The organism is Mycobacterium sp. (genome assembly GCF_049608025.1).
GTDB lineage: Bacteria > Actinomycetota > Actinomycetes > Mycobacteriales > Mycobacteriaceae > Mycobacterium.
This window is the reverse complement of the sequence record NZ_JBMYXC010000048.1, coordinates 1-20573: the sequence shown is the minus strand read 5'-3', so window position 1 is coordinate 20573 and position 20573 is coordinate 1. Positions and strand designations below refer to the sequence as shown.

General features: G+C 64.9%; 20 protein-coding genes. 11 read left to right on the top strand and 9 right to left on the bottom strand.

The window, feature by feature from the left end:
- The first annotated feature begins 275 nt into the window (after positions 1-275).
- The 4 genes from ACPGXI_RS14280 to ACPGXI_RS14265 all read left to right on the top strand — a co-directional run bounded on the left by ACPGXI_RS14280 (position 276) and on the right by ACPGXI_RS14265 (position 4310).
- Positions 276-923, top strand: a complete 648-nt coding sequence (locus ACPGXI_RS14280) for a hypothetical protein (RefSeq protein ID WP_526653979.1) — start codon at positions 276-278, stop codon at positions 921-923.
- Positions 924-971: 48 nt separating this feature from the next.
- Entirely contained in the window at positions 972-2777 is a 1806-nt protein-coding gene (locus tag ACPGXI_RS14275) for a peroxidase family protein (protein WP_526653977.1), read from the top strand.
- 6 nt (positions 2778-2783) lie between these two features.
- A complete protein-coding gene (locus ACPGXI_RS14270) occupies positions 2784-4109 on the top strand; it encodes a cytochrome P450 (protein WP_526653976.1) in 1326 nt (441 codons plus the stop codon).
- Positions 4110-4172: 63 nt separating this feature from the next.
- Positions 4173-4310, top strand: a complete 138-nt coding sequence (locus ACPGXI_RS14265; RefSeq protein WP_526653974.1) for a hypothetical protein — start codon at positions 4173-4175, stop codon at positions 4308-4310.
- A gap of 98 nt (positions 4311-4408) precedes the next feature.
- Here the strand turns inward: ACPGXI_RS14265 and ACPGXI_RS14260 are convergent, their stop codons facing one another.
- Complete coding sequence (locus tag ACPGXI_RS14260) at positions 4409-6025, bottom strand: cation:proton antiporter domain-containing protein (protein WP_526653972.1); 1617 nt, start codon at positions 6023-6025, stop codon at positions 4409-4411.
- A gap of 123 nt (positions 6026-6148) precedes the next feature.
- The gene (locus tag ACPGXI_RS14255) at positions 6149-7051 is read right to left on the bottom strand and encodes a nitroreductase family protein (protein WP_526653970.1); all 903 of its coding nucleotides are present in this window, start codon (positions 7049-7051) and stop codon (positions 6149-6151) included.
- Between the two features lie 280 nt (positions 7052-7331).
- On the opposite strand from ACPGXI_RS14255, the gene ACPGXI_RS14250 reads away from it, so the two are divergent.
- Both ACPGXI_RS14250 and ACPGXI_RS14245 read left to right on the top strand, forming a co-directional pair.
- A complete protein-coding gene (locus ACPGXI_RS14250) occupies positions 7332-9326 on the top strand; it encodes a serine/threonine-protein kinase (RefSeq protein ID WP_526653968.1) in 1995 nt (664 codons plus the stop codon).
- 90 nt (positions 9327-9416) lie between these two features.
- A complete protein-coding gene (locus tag ACPGXI_RS14245; RefSeq protein WP_526653966.1) occupies positions 9417-9827 on the top strand; it encodes a hypothetical protein in 411 nt (136 codons plus the stop codon).
- Here ACPGXI_RS14245 and aqpZ read toward each other — a convergent pair.
- Complete coding sequence (aqpZ, locus tag ACPGXI_RS14240; protein WP_526653964.1) at positions 9824-10591, bottom strand: aquaporin Z; 768 nt, start codon at positions 10589-10591, stop codon at positions 9824-9826. The genes ACPGXI_RS14245 and aqpZ overlap by 4 nt on opposite strands.
- 172 nt (positions 10592-10763) lie before the next feature.
- Positions 10764-12419, bottom strand: a complete 1656-nt coding sequence (locus ACPGXI_RS14235; protein WP_526653962.1) for a hypothetical protein — start codon at positions 12417-12419, stop codon at positions 10764-10766.
- A gap of 410 nt (positions 12420-12829) precedes the next feature.
- Between ACPGXI_RS14235 and ACPGXI_RS14230 the strand changes: the two genes are divergently transcribed.
- A complete protein-coding gene (locus tag ACPGXI_RS14230) occupies positions 12830-13243 on the top strand; it encodes a nuclear transport factor 2 family protein (RefSeq protein ID WP_526654001.1) in 414 nt (137 codons plus the stop codon).
- A gap of 59 nt (positions 13244-13302) precedes the next feature.
- Entirely contained in the window at positions 13303-13620 is a 318-nt protein-coding gene (locus ACPGXI_RS14225; protein WP_526653999.1) for a hypothetical protein, read from the top strand.
- 47 nt (positions 13621-13667) lie between these two features.
- Here the strand turns inward: ACPGXI_RS14225 and ACPGXI_RS14220 are convergent, their stop codons facing one another.
- Complete coding sequence (locus ACPGXI_RS14220) at positions 13668-14147, bottom strand: TspO/MBR family protein (RefSeq protein WP_526653960.1); 480 nt, start codon at positions 14145-14147, stop codon at positions 13668-13670.
- A 197-nt stretch (positions 14148-14344) separates the two neighbouring features.
- On the opposite strand from ACPGXI_RS14220, the gene ACPGXI_RS14215 reads away from it, so the two are divergent.
- The gene (locus ACPGXI_RS14215; RefSeq protein ID WP_526653958.1) at positions 14345-15829 is read left to right on the top strand and encodes an MFS transporter; all 1485 of its coding nucleotides are present in this window, start codon (positions 14345-14347) and stop codon (positions 15827-15829) included.
- Between the two features lie 3 nt (positions 15830-15832).
- On the opposite strand, the gene ACPGXI_RS14210 is transcribed toward ACPGXI_RS14215, so the two are convergent.
- A complete protein-coding gene (locus ACPGXI_RS14210; RefSeq protein WP_526653956.1) occupies positions 15833-16294 on the bottom strand; it encodes a type II toxin-antitoxin system Rv0910 family toxin in 462 nt (153 codons plus the stop codon).
- Positions 16295-16526: 232 nt separating this feature from the next.
- Between ACPGXI_RS14210 and ACPGXI_RS14205 the strand changes: the two genes are divergently transcribed.
- Complete coding sequence (locus ACPGXI_RS14205) at positions 16527-17720, top strand: polyamine ABC transporter substrate-binding protein (RefSeq protein ID WP_526653997.1); 1194 nt, start codon at positions 16527-16529, stop codon at positions 17718-17720.
- A 75-nt stretch (positions 17721-17795) separates the two neighbouring features.
- On the opposite strand, the gene ACPGXI_RS14200 is transcribed toward ACPGXI_RS14205, so the two are convergent.
- The 3 genes from ACPGXI_RS14200 to ACPGXI_RS14190 form a co-directional block, all read right to left on the bottom strand.
- Entirely contained in the window at positions 17796-18251 is a 456-nt protein-coding gene (locus ACPGXI_RS14200) for a DUF5709 domain-containing protein (protein WP_526653954.1), read from the bottom strand.
- A 125-nt stretch (positions 18252-18376) separates the two neighbouring features.
- Positions 18377-19207: an EamA family transporter gene (locus ACPGXI_RS14195; protein WP_526653995.1), complete on the bottom strand. Its 831-nt coding sequence runs from the start codon at positions 19205-19207 to the stop codon at positions 18377-18379.
- 64 nt (positions 19208-19271) lie between these two features.
- Positions 19272-19985 (bottom strand): MBL fold metallo-hydrolase, encoded by a 714-nt coding sequence (locus tag ACPGXI_RS14190; protein ID WP_526653993.1) that lies wholly within the window; start codon positions 19983-19985, stop codon positions 19272-19274.
- A 212-nt stretch (positions 19986-20197) separates the two neighbouring features.
- Here ACPGXI_RS14190 and ACPGXI_RS14185 point away from each other — a divergent pair.
- A partial coding sequence (locus tag ACPGXI_RS14185; RefSeq protein ID WP_526653952.1) for an RDD family protein occupies positions 20198-20573 on the top strand: 376 nt, incomplete at its 3' end.

Below are 20573 nucleotides of genomic sequence, written 5' to 3'. Positions count from 1 at the left end.
AATCGCCATTTTTTCGGCTCGGCAGGCCGACCATTGCCAGGCTATCGCTCAGCCCTCCCTGGGCAGAGCGCACAGCACGGTGGGGCCGACCCTCGTCTTCGCGCCGCCGCTTGCTCGAGCCGGCGCGGATGACCACACTGTGCAGGAGCCGTTTCTGCGGTGTTGCCGCAGGTCGCGGAACGAATTGCGGCCTGCGTCGACAAAAGCCGACGCGAAAAGGCCCGAGTCACTAACATCACTGTCGGAATACCTCCGATAGCGCCAAGAGGGGTGCAATGACCAGCGAACAAGGCATAGAGGCAACCGGAGTCGACGGACGACTCGAGTGGTTGCGGAGTTCGATGACGGCCGAGCCGTCCGGTGCTGCAGAAGCAGCCTGGGCCTGGATCGTGGACCTGTCCGAACGAGCAAAAACCGACGCCGCCGGCGCGGACACCGAACTCAACGAGTTGTTCCGGATGGGTACGGTGCCGACTGATCTGCACGGACCTACCGAGGGCATTCTCGTGATGACCACAACGAACCCCAAGCTGGACATGGTGGTGCGGGCCGTGACCGCGCTGTGGATGCCGTGGCAGGGCAAGCGTTTCGACTCGGGCGCGGGTAGCGGCGACAACCGACTCACCAAGAGCACCGGGCTGGTTTCCAAACTGCTCTGGCCGCTGTACTCGATGCGTGACGCCGAGGCAGGCAAGCTCGCATTCGATTTCAAGACGTATGTCGAAGCGGGCAAGGACGACCCCGACCTGCAGGTGATGGTGATCGACTACGCCAACGTGGAGAAGAACCCGCGCCTGATCATTCGCAGCGTTCGCGACGAACTGGTTGAACTCGTCGACGGCGTCTTCCTGGGCAAGATCTTGTTCAATTCCGACGACAGCTACAGCAAGATCGGCTACTTCGCCCTGCGCACACCGCGCTAGGCGGCCGGCAACTACCACCACAACCCAAGACAAGAACGGGGAACTCAGTTGAGTCGCCAATGGTACGAGCACCCATCTCTGATCCTTCAGCTCAAGGAGCTGTCGAAGCAGCGCGTCGAGTTGCGCGAGCAGAATCTCTTCGAGGGCCCCGGCATCCGGCCGGACGAAGATCTCGGCAAGCCGACCGACGAGGAGAAGCGGGCTCGTACGCCCGACGGCAAGTTCAACGATCTCGATGAGCCGTGGATGGGCGCGAAGTGCACCGGCTTCGGCCGGAACTCACCGCCGGAAAAGACGATCATCGACCGGAAGCGGCTGCTCGAACCCGACCCTCGGGTCATCAGCCGCCGACTGATGGCACGTGACGAATTCAAGCCGGCCGGCATCGTGAACACGATTGCGGCCGCTTGGATTCAGTTCGAGAATCACAACTGGTTCTTTCACGGCGACGGAGTGCCCGAGAAGACCATCGACATCCCGCTTCGCGAGGGTGACGATTTCCCCGAAAACCCGATGCGGATTCGCAGCACCATCCCGCTGCACGGGGAAATCAAGGACGGTTGCCCTGCTCCGGTGTTCGAGAACCAAGAAACCCATTGGTGGGACGGCTCCCAGATCTATGGCAGTGGCCAGGAAAAGCAAAACAAGATTCGCACCTACGTCGACGGCAAGGTCAAAGTCGGCGACAACGGACGGCTGCCTACCAGTGACATCCCGGGCGTCGACCTCACCGGCTTCCAGGAGAACTGGTGGCTGGGCGTCGGGTTGCTACACACCCTCTTCGCCCGCGAGCACAACTCGGTGTGCGACGCACTGAAGAAGGCATACCCCAGCCTCGACGATCAGCGACTGTTCGAACTCGGTGTGCTGGTGGTGTCCGCGCTGATCGCCAAGATCCACACTGTGGAGTGGACGACATGCGTGCTTCGCCACCCCGCCCTGCAGATCGGCATGAATGCCAACTGGTACGGCGCACTCGGCGAAACGTTCAAGGACCGGATCGGCCGCGTCGGTGACAGCGAAGTGCTCTCCGGCATCCTCGGGTCGTCGACCGAGCACCACGCCTCGCCCTTCTCGCTCACCGAGGAGTTCGTCTCGGTCTACCGACTTCACCCGCTGATCCCCGATGACTGGAACTTCTTCTCGCTGGAATCCGGGGAGCACCTCGAGCACAAGAACTTCACCGAACTGCAGGGCCGCCACACCCGCGGCTTCATGGACGGCATGCAGATGGGCGATCTGTGGTACTCGATGGGCGGTGCCAGCGCCGGCGCGATCTGCTTGCACAATTACCCCAATGCGCTGCGTGAGTTGACTCGGATCGACGGACAGATCACCGATCTGGCCACCCTGGACATCGTCCGGGATCGCGAACGAGGTGTACCCCGCTACAACGACTTCCGCGAGGTGCTGCGCATGCCCCGTCGGAACAGTATCGACGAGATCACCCCGAACAAGCAGTGGGCCAAGGAGATCAACGAGGTCTACAACGGCGATGTCGATGCGGTCGACCTGCAGATCGGCATGCAGGCCGAGCAGCCACCGAAGGGATTCGGGTTCTCCGACACCGCGTTCCGTATCTTCATTCTGATGGCGTCGCGCCGGCTGAAGAGTGACCGGTTCTTCACCAAGGACTTCACGCCGGAAACCTACACTCAGGTGGGCTTCGACTGGGTCAACCACACGTCGATGAAGGATGTCCTGCTGCGGCACTACCCCGAGCTGGAACCGGCACTCGGCGGCGCCGAGCGGGTATTCGCGCCGTGGCCGAAGCTGGGTGCTCCCGCACCGGGGAAAAAGAATCGGATCGTGGGATTGGCAGATTCCGTGCGCGCCTATATGCCTTGGGGGTAGTCGATCGTGACTGACGACTTCCCGCACGCGTCCGTTCTGGAAGGCATTCGATTCACTGCGCAGATCGGTGCGCCCAACGTCATCCTGGGGCTGTTCAACAAGCGGGAACTGCCCACCAGGATCGCTTCCACCGTCGGTGCCGATTACCTCGGATACCGCCTAGTGGAAGGAATGGTGCGCAGCTATGGTCCGGGGCCTTTCTACGTTCGGGTCGCCCGCGATGAAGCGCTGCTGCTCCACGATCCGGCGGACTTGGAGTTCGTCCTGAGCGGTTCTCCGGACCCGTTCGCCTCCGATCTGGAGCCCAAACGCAAAGGGATGGCCGCATTTCAGCCTGATGCCCTAACGATTTCACGGGGTCAGGCATGGGAGGACAGGCGGCGGTTCGCCGTGGCGGTGCTCGATAGCGACAAACCGATGCATCGGCTGGCCCAAGCCTTCGTCGACGTCGCCGCGGAAACCGCCAGGGAGCTTGCTGCGGAAACGATTCGGTGGCAGAACTTCAATGCTGCTTTTCAGCGGATGACTCGCCGGGTCATCTTCGGCGACAGGGCCGCCGACGACACTCGCCTCACCGAGATATTGGGCGAGATGATGTCGGTCGGCAACAAGATGCCCGGTGAACCCGCGCCGCAGTACGACGAGTTCATCGCCATGATCGACGGATACCTGGACGCCCCAGAACCCAACAGCCTTGCCTCGCTGATCCCGCAGGCCCCCACCGCGCCCGATGTGACACCCTCTGGTCAGGTGATTCACTGGCTGTTTGCCATGGGTGACACGTTGGCGGCCAACGTGTTCCGCGCTCTTGGCGCGCTTGCCACCCATGGCGAGCAACGCCATGAGGTGGGCGTGGAGATGGCCAACCGGGACATCATGTCGGCGGCGGGCATCGTGTCGCTCGACTACCTCGCTGGCTGCCTGTTCGAAGCAATGCGCCTCTGGCCGGCCACCGCGATGTTCGGCCGGGTGACCACCCGTGATGTCGAGTTCCCCAACGGGGCGGTGCTTCCCGCAGGTGGTCAGGTACTCATCTATAACGTGTTCAACCATCGCAATCGCGACCGCATCTCGTATGCGGACCGGTTCTCTCCAGGCGAGTGGGCCAGCGGCGATGCCGGAAGCGACTGGTCGTACAACTTCTTCAGTCACGGGCCGCAGGTCTGTCCGGGCATCGGCCTGTCGATGCTCCTAGGCCAGACCGTGCTGGCGCACCTCCTCGATACCGGGACACCCGTAGTCTCGGGAACGCAATTGGATTCGACCAAGCCGCTCCCCCACAGCCTCGACCTGTACGGTTTCAGCGTCGATATCGAAGCCGGACGCTGGTAGCGAGGCATTTCCGAAGCGGCGCGGGCAACCACTGATGCCAACAGCCAGACGGGCGGTTCAGCTATGACGGCGGGCGTCGTCGTTGCCCTCGTCATGGCGTTGGTCGGCGCCGGATTGGTGGCCAGCCAATTGGTCCGTCTGCGAGCGTGGCTGGACAAGCCGCCTCCGGCGCCTGAACCTCCCAAGGACAGCGCAGACTGAACGCGATTCAGCCAGCCTCGGACGCCGCTGCTGGGACGCGACCACTGTGGTGCCGGCGAATCCGGCCCGGGTGTCCGGGCGACTTGGCTACGACGTGGCTACGACTTGGCGGTGGGCCCCTCCTCGGCCTCGACGGAGCGTGGTGTCCTACCGTCTGCCACCTGGTCGGCCAACTCCAACCCCGCACCCGCGTAGACGTTGAAGGCGATGCCCACACCGTGGTCCTTGGCCCACTGGACTTCGTCTTCGTATCGGGCCACGGCAGCGACCTTTCCGCTGAACCCCGACTCACGCAGGCATTCCAGCGCGGTGACGTTGGCGCCGTGACGCGGCATGGCCAGAACGGCGATGCGCACCGACCCCGAGCGGCGCATCTGGTTCCAGAAGTACAGGTCGGTGGCGTCACCTTCGATGACCCGCAGACCCTCGGCCGCGAGTCGCCCGATCCGTGGGCCGTCGTAGTCGACTCCGACCACCCGGAATCCATAGTGATCGGTCAGTCGCTGGTAGGCGGCGAATCCCACTCGGCCCATTCCGATCACCACAACCTCGGCATCGCCGGCGTCGCCGGGACGTTCCTCGGGGTGCAGGGAGTGTTCGTCCTGGGCGGGAAGCCGCTCGGCGATCTTCTCCACCATCAGGTGCCCGCGACCGTTGACCAGTGCCGAGACGACGAAGCTCAGGGCCACGGCGATCGACATCTCGACCAGCCAGGCCTGGCCCAGCAGCCCGGCTGAGACACCGACGGACACCACGATCAAGCCGAATTCCGAGTAGTTCATCAGACTCAGCCCGGCCAGCAACGCCGTGCGATACCGCAACTTCAGGCGGGACAGGAACACCACGTACAGGGTCGCCTTGAAGGGCAGCAGCAGAAGCATCAGCAATGCCACGCCGATGGTGGGCAGATCCGGCAATCCGGTGAGCCCAATCGACACGAAGAAGCCCACCAGCAGCAGCTCCTTGATGTGGAACAGCGATCGCGCGAGCTCCGAGGAAGCCGGGTGCGATGCCAGCAGGACACCGATGATCAACGCCCCTAGGTCACCCTTGAGCCCCAGCGCCGAGAACAACGCGTACCCGGGCACGAGTGCCATCACGATGCCGAACAGCGACTGCATCTCGCCGTGTCCGAGCCGGGTCCAGATCTTGCGCAGCACCCGCGTCAGCGGCCATAAGCCCACCAGCGCCAGCGCCCACGGGCTGGGCAGGTGACCTCCGGTGGCGGTCAGGAAGACCACGGCGATGATGTCCTGCATCACCAGAATGCCGATGGCGACCCGGCCGTAGAGTGCGTGCGATTCGCCTCGCTCCTCGAGCACCTTGACCACGAACACCGTGCTGGAGAACGACAGGGCGAAGGCGAGCAGTGCGATCGTTTGCATGCCCTGACCCGCGAGCATTGCCACCCCGGCCACAGCGGCCAACCACAGGACGACGCTTCCGAGGATCACGCTGATCACCATGTGCGCAGAGGTGGTCAACCACACCTCGCGACGCAGCAGTATGCGAACGTCGAGCTTGAGACCAATTGCGAAGAGCAACAAGGTGACGCCGAGGTCGGCCATCGTCTCCAGTTGCGGCAGTTCCTCGACGCCGAGTGCGTTGATGACGAATCCCGCGGCCAGGAAACCCACCAGAGGGGGCAGTCGGACCGCCATGGCCAGGCCGCCGAGACCGAAGGTGATGACGAGATAGATGGCGACGACTGTCATACGCGGTCCCCTTGCTCGTAGGGCGTAGGCGGTCGCCAAGGATCGTCGACGATGCGCTGCTGGATTTCAACAAGTATCCCGCCAAACACTGCGCGGAATGGCCGGCCGCCTCGAACGGTTCTCCTAACGTTGAGTCGGCCCGTCCCAGGTGGTGATCTCGCCCAGTGAGCGTCGCTCGCCGGGCGCAAGCTGGTCACCGTTGCCAGCCGCCCAACCCACCCGGATCAGCAGTTGCGGGTACGCCTCGCCATCGAATACCTCGCAAGCCAGTGCCAGACGATCACGGGTTTCCGTCAACGGTTCCGTCAGTGGGCAGGTCGCCAGACCCATCTCGGTGGCCGACAAGACTATTCGGCTCAGCGTCTCGCCGGCCCGTATTCGCATCAGATCGGTATCGGCATCGGTGGCCAGCACCACCATCGCGGCATCGTCGGCGTGTGGTCGGTCTGCGTGTGGTCGGTCTGCACTGCTGACTCCCCCGCCGTAGCGCAACACGACATCGCCTTCGTCGAGTCGGGTCCATCGGATCTTGGGAACCACTCCCAGCGTCACCTGAGATCGCGCCGCCCGGATATGGAAATACTCGAGTGTGCCGGCGGGAATCGCGCGCGCATCGTATCGGCGGCGGTCGGTCCTGCGTCGCGTGATAGCGGCGGCTAATTCGATGTCGTCTCGACGCGCGGGCAGTTCCACCACTTCGATCCACGCCAACTGACTGGCGTCGTCAGGATCGGGGAGGCGGCGCACCCGAGGGCGCCAGCCGGCTGCGGCCAGAGCCGTGACGCAATGATCCAGTACCGCTCCACAGCTGAGAAGGACATCGCGCCGTCCGGAGTCGGAATCATCGAGTTGACGACTCCAATCAGCGTAGAGACGCACTCCGTCACGACCGACCTGCCAACGCCAGGGCTGCGAATTCTGGACCGAGGGCGCGTGAGAAGCAACCCCCAACGCCTCCTCAAGCGTTGCCGTGTCGGGGAACCCAACCGCCAACGTTGTCACCTCCACCACACGTATGAAGCCCACACCGAAAATGCAGCCCCCACCGATAACCGAAGTCCCCATCATAGAACCCGGCAGCGGTGAAGCCGCGCACCGGCAACGCCCGGCCAGTTGCGGCGCCGACGGTTGGGCACCCGTTCCCCACCCAGTAGGGGTAGCCGGCAAGCTTGATGAGGCTAAAGATTAACGAGGCCAGAGATTAACGAGGGCGGGGCCGGTCGCGGCATCTCGATTTGGTGCCGACGCAGCCACCTTGCTCCGGTAATCAAGCCTCGCGTTCCGTCCGTTTTGTAGGCTTCTGATCATGCCGCTCAACGACGGTGACATTTTCGCCGGTTACACCATTCAGCGGCTCCTCGGCGCCGGTGGGATGGGTGAGGTTTATCTTGTCCAACATCCCCGGCTACCCCGTCTGGATGCGCTCAAAATCCTGTCCGCGGACGCTACAGATGACGAGGAATTCCGGGCGAGGTTCATCCGCGAGGCTGAGCTCGCAGCGACTCTGTGGCATCCACACCTCGTGGGTGTGCACGACCGGGGCGAGTTCGACGGCCGTCTGTGGATCTCGATGGACTTCGTGGACGGCACCGACGCCGGCCACCTGCTCGAGCAGCGCTACCCGTCGGGGATGCCCCTTGACGACGTCATCGAGATCGTGACGGCGGTCGCGGAGGCCCTGGACTTCGCCCATGAACGACGTCTGCTGCACCGAGACGTCAAGCCGGCGAACATCCTTGTCACAGCCCCCTCGGAAGGCACTCGACGCCGGGTGCTGCTGACCGATTTCGGTATCGCCCGTGATGCCGATGACATGAGCGGCCTGACCGAGGCGAACATGGCGATCGGCACCGTTACCTACGCCGCACCAGAGCAGCTGACAGGCAAGTCGCTCGACGGCCGGGCTGATCAATACGCGCTGGCAGCGACAACTTTTCACCTACTGACCGGTGTTCCGCTGTTCAACAACTCCAATAGAGCAGTCGTAGTCGGCAACCATCTCCACACCCCAGCACCCAGGCTTTCCGAGCGCCGGCCCGACCTCGCCCACCTCGACGCCGTGATGGCCAAAGCTCTGGCCAAAGACCCCGAGAATCGGTACCCCCGTTGCATCGACTTCGCCCGGGCCCTTGCCACGAGTCCGGATATAACGGCCAGCAACGAGACCGCGCCCGCGGTCGATGCACAGGCCGCAGTGTCCGATGCCGCAGTGTCCGATGCCGCAGTGTCCGATGCTCCCGTGTCCGATGCTCCCGTGTCCGATGCCGCTGTGTCCGATGCTCCCGTGTCCGATGCTGGTCAGCCCGTTACCGGCAGGCAGACCGCTCCCTTCAGCACGACCGAGGATCGTCCCTCCAGCACGGCCGGGGATCGCAGTCCCAGCCCGCCACCGAGCACCAGGCGCTTGGACAAGATGACGGTGCTCGGCACCGCACGTGCGGTCCAGAAGCAGCCGGCCGGACCCGGTAACGACGAGGAGGTGTGGTCCCTCCGCGTGGAGCGATACGACTCCACTGGTAAAGCGCACACCGTTGTCCCGGTGCAGCTACGCGGCAGCTCCATCACCGGCCAACTCTCCGACGGGGACGTGGTGGAGGTCGACGGCTTCTGGGACGACCGCACCCTGTTCGCCGAATCAGTGGTCAACCACTCCGCTGGGACTCGTCGGCCCCCCAAGACTCGCCACCGCGCCGCGTCGACCTCGTCGTTCAAGGTCAAGCCGGGCAAGACCCCGGTTTGGCAGTCGCGAAAGACGGTGATGATCGCCCTGGTCGCAGTCGCGGGGCTGATCGCCGCTTCCGCGATCTTCCTCACCGGAGGGTTCGGGCTGTGGTCGGGTAACCGCCCGGGGCCTGTCGTGATGCCAGAGCAGGCGACGGTGTTCTCCCCCGGTGGCTCAGCCGACCATCCGGCGCAGGCGGATCTCGCAATCGACGGCGATCCAGACACGTCATGGCACACCGACACCTACACCGACGCCACGCCGTTTCCCACCTTCAAGGAAGGCGTCGGTCTGGTCCTGCAGTTGCCGGAGCCGACTGCGCTGAGCGAGGTGAGCATCGCCCTGCCCAGCACCGGCACCGAGGTGCAAATCCGTGCGTCGGACAGTCCGTCGCCGGCCAGCCTGTCCGACACCACCGAGTTGACTCCCCCGGTGCCCCTGCAGCCCGGGCGAAACACCATCACCGTCGACAACCGGACAAAGACATCCAACGTCCTGGTGTGGATCGCCAAGCTGGGCACAACCGATGGGCAGAGTCGCACAAGCATCTCAGACATCACGCTGCGCGCAGCCCGCTGAACTGCGATTACCCTGTCCGAAGGCGCAGATCCCGCCCGGTGAATCTCCGGCTAATTGCACGGACAGCCGACGTGCGGCATGGTTAATGACATGGTGAGCCAAAAGGTCCCGGGCCCTAAGGACATTAAAGCCGCGGCGCAGTCGGCCGCCGAGACGGCGCAACTCGTCGCGACAAGCGCCATGCGCATCCCACCCGCGTCGATCCATCTCGCAGCTGAAATGCCGGATCTCATCGAGAACCTGGCGTCTGCCACCGAGCGGCTCAACACAGCGATCGACCGAGCCGAGCGCTACCTTGCCCTCGCCGATCCGATGATCCGGACCATGGATGCGCTGCTGCCCCAGCTGGAGGCGCTGGTCGCGACGGGAAACGATCTCTACCGGGTGGCTTCGTCGGTTCCAGGCGTGTCTACTCTCGGACGGTTCGCAACTCGCGGCGATGCAGATGCCCCACCGGAGAGCAAACCGCCCAAAGGCAAGTCCTCGAAATCGAAGTCCTAGGGCTTGTCGAGAACGTCTTCGCGAACCGGACGCTCGGCGAGGGCCTCCCGACGCCCGAAAACCAGCGGGTAGAGCAACCCGGCGATCGCTGCACCGATCAGCGGAGCGAGCCAGAAAACCCACAACTGACCGGGCGCACCGGCTGCGTTGAAGAAGGCGACGCCGGTGGAGCGGGCCGGGTTCACCGAGGTGTTCGAGATCGGAATGCTGACCAGGTGGATAAGCGTCAGGCACAAACCGATGGCCAAACCCGCAAATCCTTTCGGCGCGCGGTCCTCGGTGGCGCCGAGAATGACCCACAGGAACACTGCGGTCAGTACCACCTCGGCGACGATCACCGACCACAGCGAGAAGCCGGCCGGAGAATGCTCTCCAAAGCCGTTGGCTGCCATGTTGCCCACGGCATCAAAGCCCGGCCGGCCCTTCGCGATCACAAATATGGTCAGGCCACCCAAGAGTCCGCCGAGCACCTGCGCGGCCCAGTACGGCACCAGTGCCCGCCACTCAACCCGGCCGGCAATGGCCGCTCCGAGAGTCACCGCAGGGTTGAAATGCCCGCCGGATACGTTGCCGAACGCATACACAGCGGTGAGCACGGTGAGGCCGAAGGCCAGGGCTACGCCGAGAAAACCGATGCCCAGCGAAATGGCATCCGCGGATACGAAAGAGGCCGCGAAAACCGCGCTCCCACACCCACCGAGCACCAGCCAGAACGTGCCGAAGAATTCAGCTGCAAACCGATGCAGCATTGATGGAACCGCCATGAGGCCTCCTGCGAATCGACGAACCCCCGCAGACTGTGCCATGGGTTCTGGTCGGATTCACGACATTTGTCAAGATTGTGTCCTGCGCGTGCTCGCGGCCTGGGCACCCAGTTAACCCGCAGAAGCTAAACCACTAGATCGTTTCGTGATGGCTGAGCCGGAAACCGACCGCTCAAGCCGCCTGATCGCCGAGCCGGTACCAATGCGGCGAGCGCTGGTGGCCAGCCCCCAGACCCCGCTGATGAGGCTCGACAAACGAGCCTGATCGAACCACACCCAACGGCCCCGAGCCCGCAAAGCGCGCAATCCCGACCATCCTCAGCGCAAAACCGGCTTTGGCCTGACGGTATCCAACACGCGCGCCGGCGCCGAAGACGACAAGCAGTCCGACGAGCCCCGGAAGAGCGCCAGTGGCCAATGCCCACAGCGACAGTGGCACCAGTAGTGCACCAAAGGTCCGATCGAAGATCGATTGGTACTCACCGGCCCCAGCAGGTAACGACGCGGGAGCAGCCATCAGTGGCGCTCTGAAGGCGGTGGCCAGTGCGGTCGGGGTGAAGGCCGCGAATCCGGAAACTCGGTCGACGACAAACTCGGCCGACTGCTGGGGTACCAGTCCCAAGAATGGCAGGGGTGCGTCTGAAGTCGCCGACGGCATGCTGCCGGCGGGGACCACATCGACCCGGTGACCGCCGGACTCACCGATCAGCACCGCACCGGTGCCGATCGTGCCCGTGCTGAACAGTGCGGCGACTTCCCCGGAGAAGCGCAGGACGGCGGTCGCCGATTCTGTCACCGAATTCAGGACGGCGGTCGCCGACTCTGTCACCGAAGCCAGAACGGTATCCAACAGCGCGATGACGTCGGAAATCGGTGTCGGGGAGAAAGGAAGTGCCCAGATCGCCGGGGGAATCGCGGCGGCAGTGTTTCCCAGCGAGATGACAACCGTGGCGACGGTGCTACCCAACGTCACGACAACCGTGCTGACGGTATCTTCCATGCCCGTGGACATGGTCGCGATCACCTCGGCCAACGTCGGCTGAACAGTCGCTGCAGCGGATTCGAGGCCGCCGACGGACTCGTCTTGAACGGCCGGCCCAATCGAATTCGAGACGGCCGCACCCGCAGCAACCGGTGTCGACGCGTTGCTCCCCGAAGTCACTGCGGTCGACGTGGCAGCCACGCTGTCGGCATCAGAACCGCCCGACGACGACACGGCAGGAGCGATGACCTCTGATTCCACCGCCGCCGACTCGTCTGCCGTCGACTCATCTGCAGTCGACAGAGCGCTGGGAATCGTTTGCTCTCCGGCCTGCTCTGAGCTGACCGAGGCCTCGTTGATGGCAGCGGCGGCGCTTTCCTCAACGGTGCTTTCCGCAGCGACCGCGGTCGCACTTTCCGCAGCGGCGCTTTCCTCGGCGGCGATCTCGGCGGCGGCGCTCTTCTCAGCCGCACTCTCCTCAGTGGCACTTTCCTCAGCGGCACTTTCCTCAGCGGCGATCTCGGCGGCGATCTCGGCGGCGGCGCTCTCCTCAGCCGCACTCTCGGCGGCGGCACTTTCCTCGGCCGCACTCTCGGCAGCGGCGCTCTCCGCGTTGTCGTTGCTGACGTCAGCGGTCGATGTTTGCGCGGTGTCGTTCTCCGAAGAACTCGATGAGGTGCCGCCCTGGGCGGAACTCGAGGCCGACCTGTCGGCGCTGGAGCGCGACGACCCCGAAGCCGAATCGCTGCTCCCCGAGTCCGCCACAGCGATCGCCCCGCCGGTGCTGCCCATCAGGAGCGCAGCGGAGAGGACCAACACGCCGGTCGCCGAGCGGAAACCCTGCATTGTCGGAGCCTCCCCTCGCGCTGGATTGGATCTGTATTCGTCAACGCCACGCGATCGTTTGTCAGCGCAGCGCCCTCAATTGTTACATAAGTTCATGGCAAGGACGGTTGTGTTGTCTCAGCTAATTTGCTCAAGTTGTCTGAGCCAATTCGCCAACTTTCGGATGGCATCCACCATCTCGGAGTCACTACCGCCGGCGGCCCGCTGATTCGCCGTAATCGGACCTGTCTCCGTCGCGAGGTGCCAGACCATGGGCGTGGACGGTGAGGGTTTCGGATCAACGACATCGCCAACATCACAAGAGGACAGTCGCGCAACGCCATGAGCGCGCCCGCTCCGATACCGTCATGGCGGGCCGAGTACCCGAACGAGACCCCAACCAGACATCCCAACCAGACAAGAGGTGCGTGTTGCATTCCTTCCGTAAGGCTGTCGAAGCCCGCGACGAGGCCGCCATCGAAGCGTTGCTGGCCGACGATGTCGTGTTCACCAGCCCGGTCGCCTTCAAGCCCTATCCGGGCAAGGCCATCACCGCGGCGATCCTGCGTGGAGTCATGCGCGTATTCGGCGATTTCCGCTACATCCGCGAGATCACCGATGCCAACGGCCGCGACCACGCGCTGATTTTCGAAGCTACGGTCGCCGGTAAGAAGGTCACCGGTTGCGACTTTCTGCATGTGGACGACAACGGCCTCATCGATGACTTCATGGTGATGGTGAGGCCGCTGTCGGCGGCGAGGACTTTGGCCGAGGCGATGGGCGCTGAGTTCGACCGTATACAGCGCGAGGCTCTCGAATCCGCTCAGAGACTCGACGCAAAGTGATGACCGTGTTCGGTGACAACCCGCTCCGTCAGCACGGCGCCGCAGCGCCGGTGGGTACGATGCCTGGCGTGTGGTTCTTTCGCTTGCTAGCGCCGGTCGGTCTCTGTGCGGTGACTCTGGGTCTCTCGGCGCTTTCGCAGCCGACCGAGGCTGCTGCTGACGTCTGCGGGTCGGTAGGAGGACGCCACGTCTCGGTGAACGCGTGCGGGAACGCCGCCGATGCTCTTGCCCCGTGGGTACCACCACCATCCGAGTACGCGCCGCTGCCAGCGGATTACAACGCCGCGCCGCCGCCTCCTCCACCACCGCCCCCGCCACCCAACGTCAACGTCTGCTACAACTTCGGGCGGCGGATCAGCGTGGGCGGTTGCCTGTGAGTGAGCGTCACCGGAGTGCTGTTCGCGCCTATGCGCTGTGGTGAACCTCAGCGGTTGAGCTGCCAGATGCGAGTCGACAGTGCCGTCGCGAACGCACACCACAACGGATACGGAGCCAGCGCGGCACCTGCCGGTGAGTTCACCGCTGCTGCCCGGCGAGCCAGGTCGGCGCTGGAGACGGTCAGGGCCGCGGCGACCACGGCCGAGGCCCCCAACTGTCGCCGATTGAAGAAAACCCAGCTCCAACTGGCGTTGAGCACCAGATTGGCGGCCAGCGCGCCGGTGTAGGCGCGCGCTTTCTCGGCTTCGCCCCGTTCGCTCAACGTATCGATCGTCGATGCCGACACGACGGCGATGTCGGTGTAGAGGATGGGCCAGACAATCGGGAACGCCTGCCGGGGTGGCTGAAAGCTCGGCTTCTTGAGCCGCTCGTACCAGCGCGACTGGGCGGGCCTGCTGGCCAGACCACCGAGGGCGGCGGTGACGAATGCGGCTCCAGCGGTCTTGCTGAGGGTCGACGAGCGCATCAGAGGTTTCCTAACCGTGTATGGCGGGGTGAGCTGTCTTCGCGCCGGCGCGCTACGAACCCACGGTATCTGCCAGAAGGCGCGGCAGCCAGAGACGGGGATCAGCGCGGTGTTCACGAACGAGATCGGCGCCGCATGCGACGGCCGAGCGGGATAATCCACGAAGAAGTCGAGACAGGCTAAGGATCGGAGCGGACGTGCACGAGACTGGCACCGGCCAATCCGGCGCGCAGGTCCCTCCCCTGCCGAATCGGCCCGGTGTACTGGTCGTCGGTCTGAGTATCGTGGTGCTTACCGTCGCCGTGCTGCAGATCGCCGTCGTTCCGGTGCTGGGAGTGATCGCCGACCAGCTCGGCGCCTCCACAGTTGCGGTCAGCTGGGCGGTGACAGCCAACCTCCTGGCGGCCGCCGCTGCCACTCCGTTGATCGGGCGTCTGGCCGACCTGCACCGCAAGAAGCGGGTGTTGCTCGTCGTACTCGCGGTCGTGCTGGCCGGCTCACTGCTGGCCGCAACCACGTCATCGTTGGCACTGCTGATCCTCGCGCGGGTGTTGCAGGCTGCGTCGTTCGCGCTGTACCCGATCAGTATCGCCATCTTGCGCGAGGAACTTCCCGCCAACCGAATAGGCTCGGCCATGGCGGTGCTGTCGGGCACGTTGGGGTTCGGCGGCGGCGCCGGCCTGGTGGTGGTCGGGCTGCTGATGCGTGGCGACGCCGGTTACCAGCGCGTCTTCTGGCTGACGACCGGTTTCACGGTGCTCGTCCTCACGATCGCGGTGATCGTGATCCCCGACCGTCCGCGCAGCGCCACCGGGTCGATCGACTGGCTTGGGGCGGTGGGGCTGGCGGCCGGGCTCTCAACGGTCCTGCTCGCGATCACTCAGGGCCACTCTTGGGGCTGGAGTTCGCCCCGCACGCTGGCCACCGCGGTCGGCGGCCTCGCCGTTCTGGCCGCCTGGTGGTGGTGGGAGCGTCGAGCGACCCGGCCACTGGTCTCCACCCGGATGCTGACCCGGCGGACGATGTTGCTGACCAACCTCGCGACCGTCTTCGTGGGCATGGGGCTGTACTTCGCCTTTCTCGGCCTCACGTTGTTCGTCCAGATCCCGCGGGACCCCAGCGATCCGGCCGGGTACGGGTTCGGTGCCACCGTGCTGGAGGCCAGCGTGATCTACCTGCTGCCCGGCGCGTTGGCCGGTTTCGTCGTCGCGCTGATGAGCGGCCGTTTCATCGACCGGTACGGCGCCCGACCGGTATTGATGGTTGCTGCCCTGGCCGGAATCGCCGGTTTTCTGTTCATTGCCTTGGCGCACTCGTCACCGTGGCAGGTGATCATCGCCGGCGTTCTGGCCAACATCTACATCAGCCTCGGCTACGGCGCACTGCCGACGCTGGTGGTCGGTGAGGTGGCAGCCGACGAGACCGGGATCGCGACGAGCATAAACGCGATCGCCCGAACGGTCGGCAGCTCCATCGCCGCGGCGCTGGTCGCCGGGCTGCTCAGTCTGACGACGCTGGCTGGCACCCCGAGGGAGAGCAGCTTCGTCGCGATCTTTCTCGGTGGCGCCGTGACTGCCGGCCTGGCGATGGTGCTCATCGCACTGTCGCCTAGACGCAGCGCAGCCCTGGATTCAGCTAGGGCCCGAAACGAATCGCGCGCCATGAACCACGAGTGGGGCTGAGTATCACTGCAATGCAGCCAGATTGCGGACCGAACGACGCACGTCCCTTTGAGTGAGTTTGGCGACAAACGCGCCGATCGGGGTGTTGAGCAGGCCACCGGACAGATTGGCGATCACGCGGAAGCTGGTTCCTCCCCGGCCGTGCCGCCCCACTCCGTTTGGCACCACATCGCCGGGCTCTACCTTCATGGTCAGCGTGATCCGCACCCCACCCCGGCCGGTCCCGACGAGTTCGATCTCCTTGAGCTCGTCGTAGCGGGTCACTCGCCAGTCGATGACGTTACGAAACCCCTTTACCTTGATCAACGACGACACCTGGGTGCCAACGTTGATGTCGGCGGGCACCTCGCTCTTCCAGCCGCCGAAGATGGTCAGCCACTCGCCGAAGCGCCGCAGATCTGAGGCTAGCTCCCACGCGCGCTCAGGGCTGAGGGCAGAGGAAACCCGCACATCGACCGATGCCATGCTTTCTGCCTACCCCAGGCGGTCAGCCGGGTAAACGCCCGGGATACCCCGCACGGATTCCGGAGCGCTGAGCAGCGTTCGCCTGCCAGGCGGAATCGCTTGCGCAGGTTGGCCGGATCGGCGAAGGTTTATCAACACGGCCCCGATGGCTGCTCCTGAGGAGGACCCGCACTCGCCGAGCTACCCCCGCGCAACCGCCTACCCACCGGAGCCGATGAAAGGCACAGTCGCCATGTCCCCCGAACTTTCCTCCCCCGGTGACCCTCAACTCATCGCGCGACTGGCCGCGGGCAGGACCTCCCGTCGACGCTTCATCGGCGGGAGCGCGGCAGCGGCCGCCGGGCTGACACTGGGCTCGTCATTCCTGTCGGCATGCGGTTCAGACGGCGGTACCTCGAGTTCCGCGACCGGCGGCGCCGGTCCCGCCAGTGGCACCCTGCGGATCTCGAACTGGCCGCTCTACATGGCCGATGGTTTCATCGCGGCGTTCCAGACCGCATCCGGCATCACCGTCGACTACAAGGAAGACCTCAACGACAACGAACAGTGGTTCGCCAAGGTCAAGGAACCGTTGGCGCGCAAACAGGACATCGGGGCCGATCTGGCGGTACCGACGAACTTCATGGCGGTGCGACTGCACCAACTGGGCTGGCTCAACGACATCAGCGATGAGGCCGTGCCCAACAAGAAGAACATCCGTTCGGACCTGATCGAAGCCAGCGTCGATCCGGGCCGCAGGTTCAGCGCACCGTACATGTCGGGTCTCGTCGGGATCGCCTACAACCGCGCGGCGACCGGCCGCGACGTCACCACCATCGACGACCTGTGGGATCCCGCGTTCAAGGGCCGGGTCAGCCTGTTCTCCAGCGCGCAGGACGGACTTGGGATGATCATGCTGGGACAGGGAAACACTCCCGAGAAACCGAGCACCGAGAGCGTCCGGCAAGCGATCGACCTGGTCCGGGAACAGAACGACAAGGGCCAGATCCGCAGGTTCACCGGCAATGACTACGTCGAAGATCTCGCTGCTGGCAATATCGTTGTAGCACAAGCTTATTCGGGTGATGTGGTGCAGTTGCAGGCCGACAATCCCGACCTCCAGTTCGTCGTTCCCGACTCGGGGGCGACTACGTTCGTGGACACGATGGTGATCCCGTACACCACGCAGAACCAGAAGGCCGCCGAGGCGTGGATCAACTACGTCTACGACCGGCCGAACTACGCAAAACTGGTCGCCCACACGCAGTTCGTTCCGGTGCTTTCGGGGATGACCGAGGAACTGGCGAAGATCGATCCGGCCGCCGCCGCCAACCCGCTGATCAACCCGCCCCAGGCAATTCTCGACAAGTCCAAAGCCTGGCCGGCTCTCACTGCGGAGCAGAGCCAGCAGTACGACACCGCCTACGCCGCCGTCACCGGCGGCTGACACATGGCCGGTGTAGCCACCGGCACTGCGCAACAGAGCAAGATCGCCCCGTACTTGATGGTCGTGCCGGTCGGCCTATTGCTCCTCGTCGTCGATGATGTGAACGGCGGCCTCCTCGGCTGAGGCGGCGCCGCCGCTGATACCGAAGTCGTCAGCCACCAGCTCTGCTTCGGTGTCTTCGCCAAACCCCATGTCGGGTGAGACAAGTCGGCCCGCTCGGGCCCGTCCGACCTCATCGCGGCTGGGGAACTCGGATTCACGCTCGGCTTCATCAGAGCGTTGCTGTTCATCACTGTCGAGCGGGTCGCCGAGCCGGGAGGCGGGATCCGGATCTTCCTCAGCGAGCCGCTGCTCCATGTTCTCCGGCAGGCCGGAGGCGCCCTTCCCGTACCACCGCTCCGGTGGCGAATACCCCTCGTCGAGAGCGTCGTCGACACCGCGGTCGATAAGGGTGTCCTCGGGCTGAAGCTGGTTGTCGTTCTCGCTGCTGTATTCGCCCGATGCCGGGCCCGTGCCGTTGGGAGTACTCATGACTTGGCAAGTCCTTTCTTCATGGGCGGCCCCTTTCTTCGGCCCTCATCTTGCCCGCATCGTCCACCTCAGCGGAAAGGGCCAAAGGTCCTTCGGCGGCCGGCCCCCGGCGACCCGAGTGTCCCTCAGCCCACCTCGAGCGGCACCGTGGTCCGGCCGCCCGTGCGTGCCGCGCCGACACCGGCGGCCACCACGAACAAGATGCCGACCGTGGCCCAGGCGCTGGGAATCTGGTGCAGCACCAGCAGCCCGATCAGCGTCGCCAACGCCGGTTCCAGACTCATCAAGGTCCCGAAGGCTGCCGCGGTGAGGCGGCGCAGAGCCAGCAGTTCCAAAGCGAACGGCACCACCGGCAGCAGGATGGCAAGACCGAGCCCAACGAGCAGGATCTCGGGGGTCAGCTGCTCGAAGACGGCCGGACCGACGACGAACGAGGCGACCAAACCGGCGACGGGCATCGACACGGCCAGGCCTTTTATCCCCGCGACCTCGTCTCCTACCCGCTGGGTGAGCAGGATGTAGACCGCCCAACACACTGCTGCAGCAAGTGCGTAGGCGACCCCGACCAAGTCGACCGCGCCGGTCCACGGCTGGGTCAACAGCAGAACACCCACGGCGGCAAGGCCCGGCCACAGGGTGCGAGCACGACCATGGCCACGGGCGACTGCCACGCCGAGCGGGCCCAGGAATTCCAGCGCGCTCGCGGTTCCGAGCGGGATGCGGTCCAGCGCCGCCATGAACAACAATGTGATCGCGGCGGTCACGACGCCGAGCAGCACACACATCAGAAAACTGTTGCGGGTGAACGCCGCACGGCGGGGACGGACGATGATCAGGAGCAGGATTCCCGCCCACGCAAGCCTCAGCCATGCCACACCCGCGACACCGATGTCGTCGATCAAGGTGACGGCGACCGCGAGGCCGAGTTGAACGCACACCATCGCTCCCAGCGCCATGAAGGTGCCGGCCCGGGCCTGATCGTTGGTCACCTCTGCATTGAACGGGACTGGGACCGTTTCATCACTGTTCACCGCTGTGGTTCTGCAGCCCGCCAAGCCATTCGGCCTGTCGACGCACGAACGACGCGCCGACGACCGCTCCGTGACCGGGGACGAAGACCGCCCCGTCACCGCCTGCGGCGAGAACTCGCTCCAGTGTGGCGGGCCAGGCCTGAAGGTCGGAGTGCCCATCGATGCACGGCTCACCGGATTCCTCGACCAGATCGCCGCAGAACACCACTGTGGGTTCGGCACTGGTGACGACCGCCGTCAGATCATGGTCGGTGTGACCGCGACCGGGGTGGCCGATCGTCACCTCCGCGTCACCCAGTCCGACCACCGCCGCGGCTACCGAATTCTGCGGCGCGGCCAAGGCTGCCAGGGCACGGTCCACCTGGCCGACGTCGGCACCATGGCGCACCGCGTCGGCACGCAGGTGCCGGCACTGGGTCGCCATTGTCGCGACGACCTGAGGCGAGCAGTACGTCCGCGCACCCACGAACACGGAGTAGCCGAGAATATGGTCGAAGTGATTGTGCGTCAGCAGAACGTGGCCGATCTCGCAGCCGGTAAGCGCAACGACGTCCGCGGCGATCGCCTGGGCCTCGGGCACAGTTGTGCCGGTGTCGACGAGCAGGACCTCACCCCCACCGTGCACAAGCCCGATCGTGACGTCGCAGAACGGCAAACGGCACCGGAGCACCTGCGCTGTGAGCTGCTCCCACTCGAGATTCAACGCAGCGCCCGTCACCTCAGCGAAACTACTCCGGGCAGTCGCCAGAGTTCCAGCGGCGCCGGACGCGGCCGGCGCCGAATTCAGTTGGGCCGGCTGTCGGCGTCGGGCGCGAGGCCTCAGCTTTCAGAAGTCCGCTCGATATCCCTGCCTTGCACCGGCCCGCTCGGTACGGTGAGGAGGCATCGCCGACTTCGCACAGAGAGCGGACACCCATGACGAGCAACTACCCGCCCCCGCCCCCGCCTGGGCCGCCTCCCGGGCCGCCTCCCGGACCCGGCCAATATGGATATCCGGGGTCATATCCGCCGCCCGGCGGTGGTCCGAGGCCGGGAGGTCTCGGCCTTCGGTTTGCCGCGCGCGTCATTGACGGACTCATCGTCGGGGTCATCGGCGGCATCATCGTGTATGTCATCGGCCAGTCCTCCAACGTGTGGATCAGCGGTTTGTTCACCGGCTTGCTGACCTTCATCTACTTCGTAGCAATGGAGGTCACCCAAGGCTGGACGCTGGGTAAGAAGCTTCTGGGACTGAGCGTGCACGGCCCCGCCGGCGCCGCCAAACCGGACTTTCAGCAGTCCGCCATCCGGA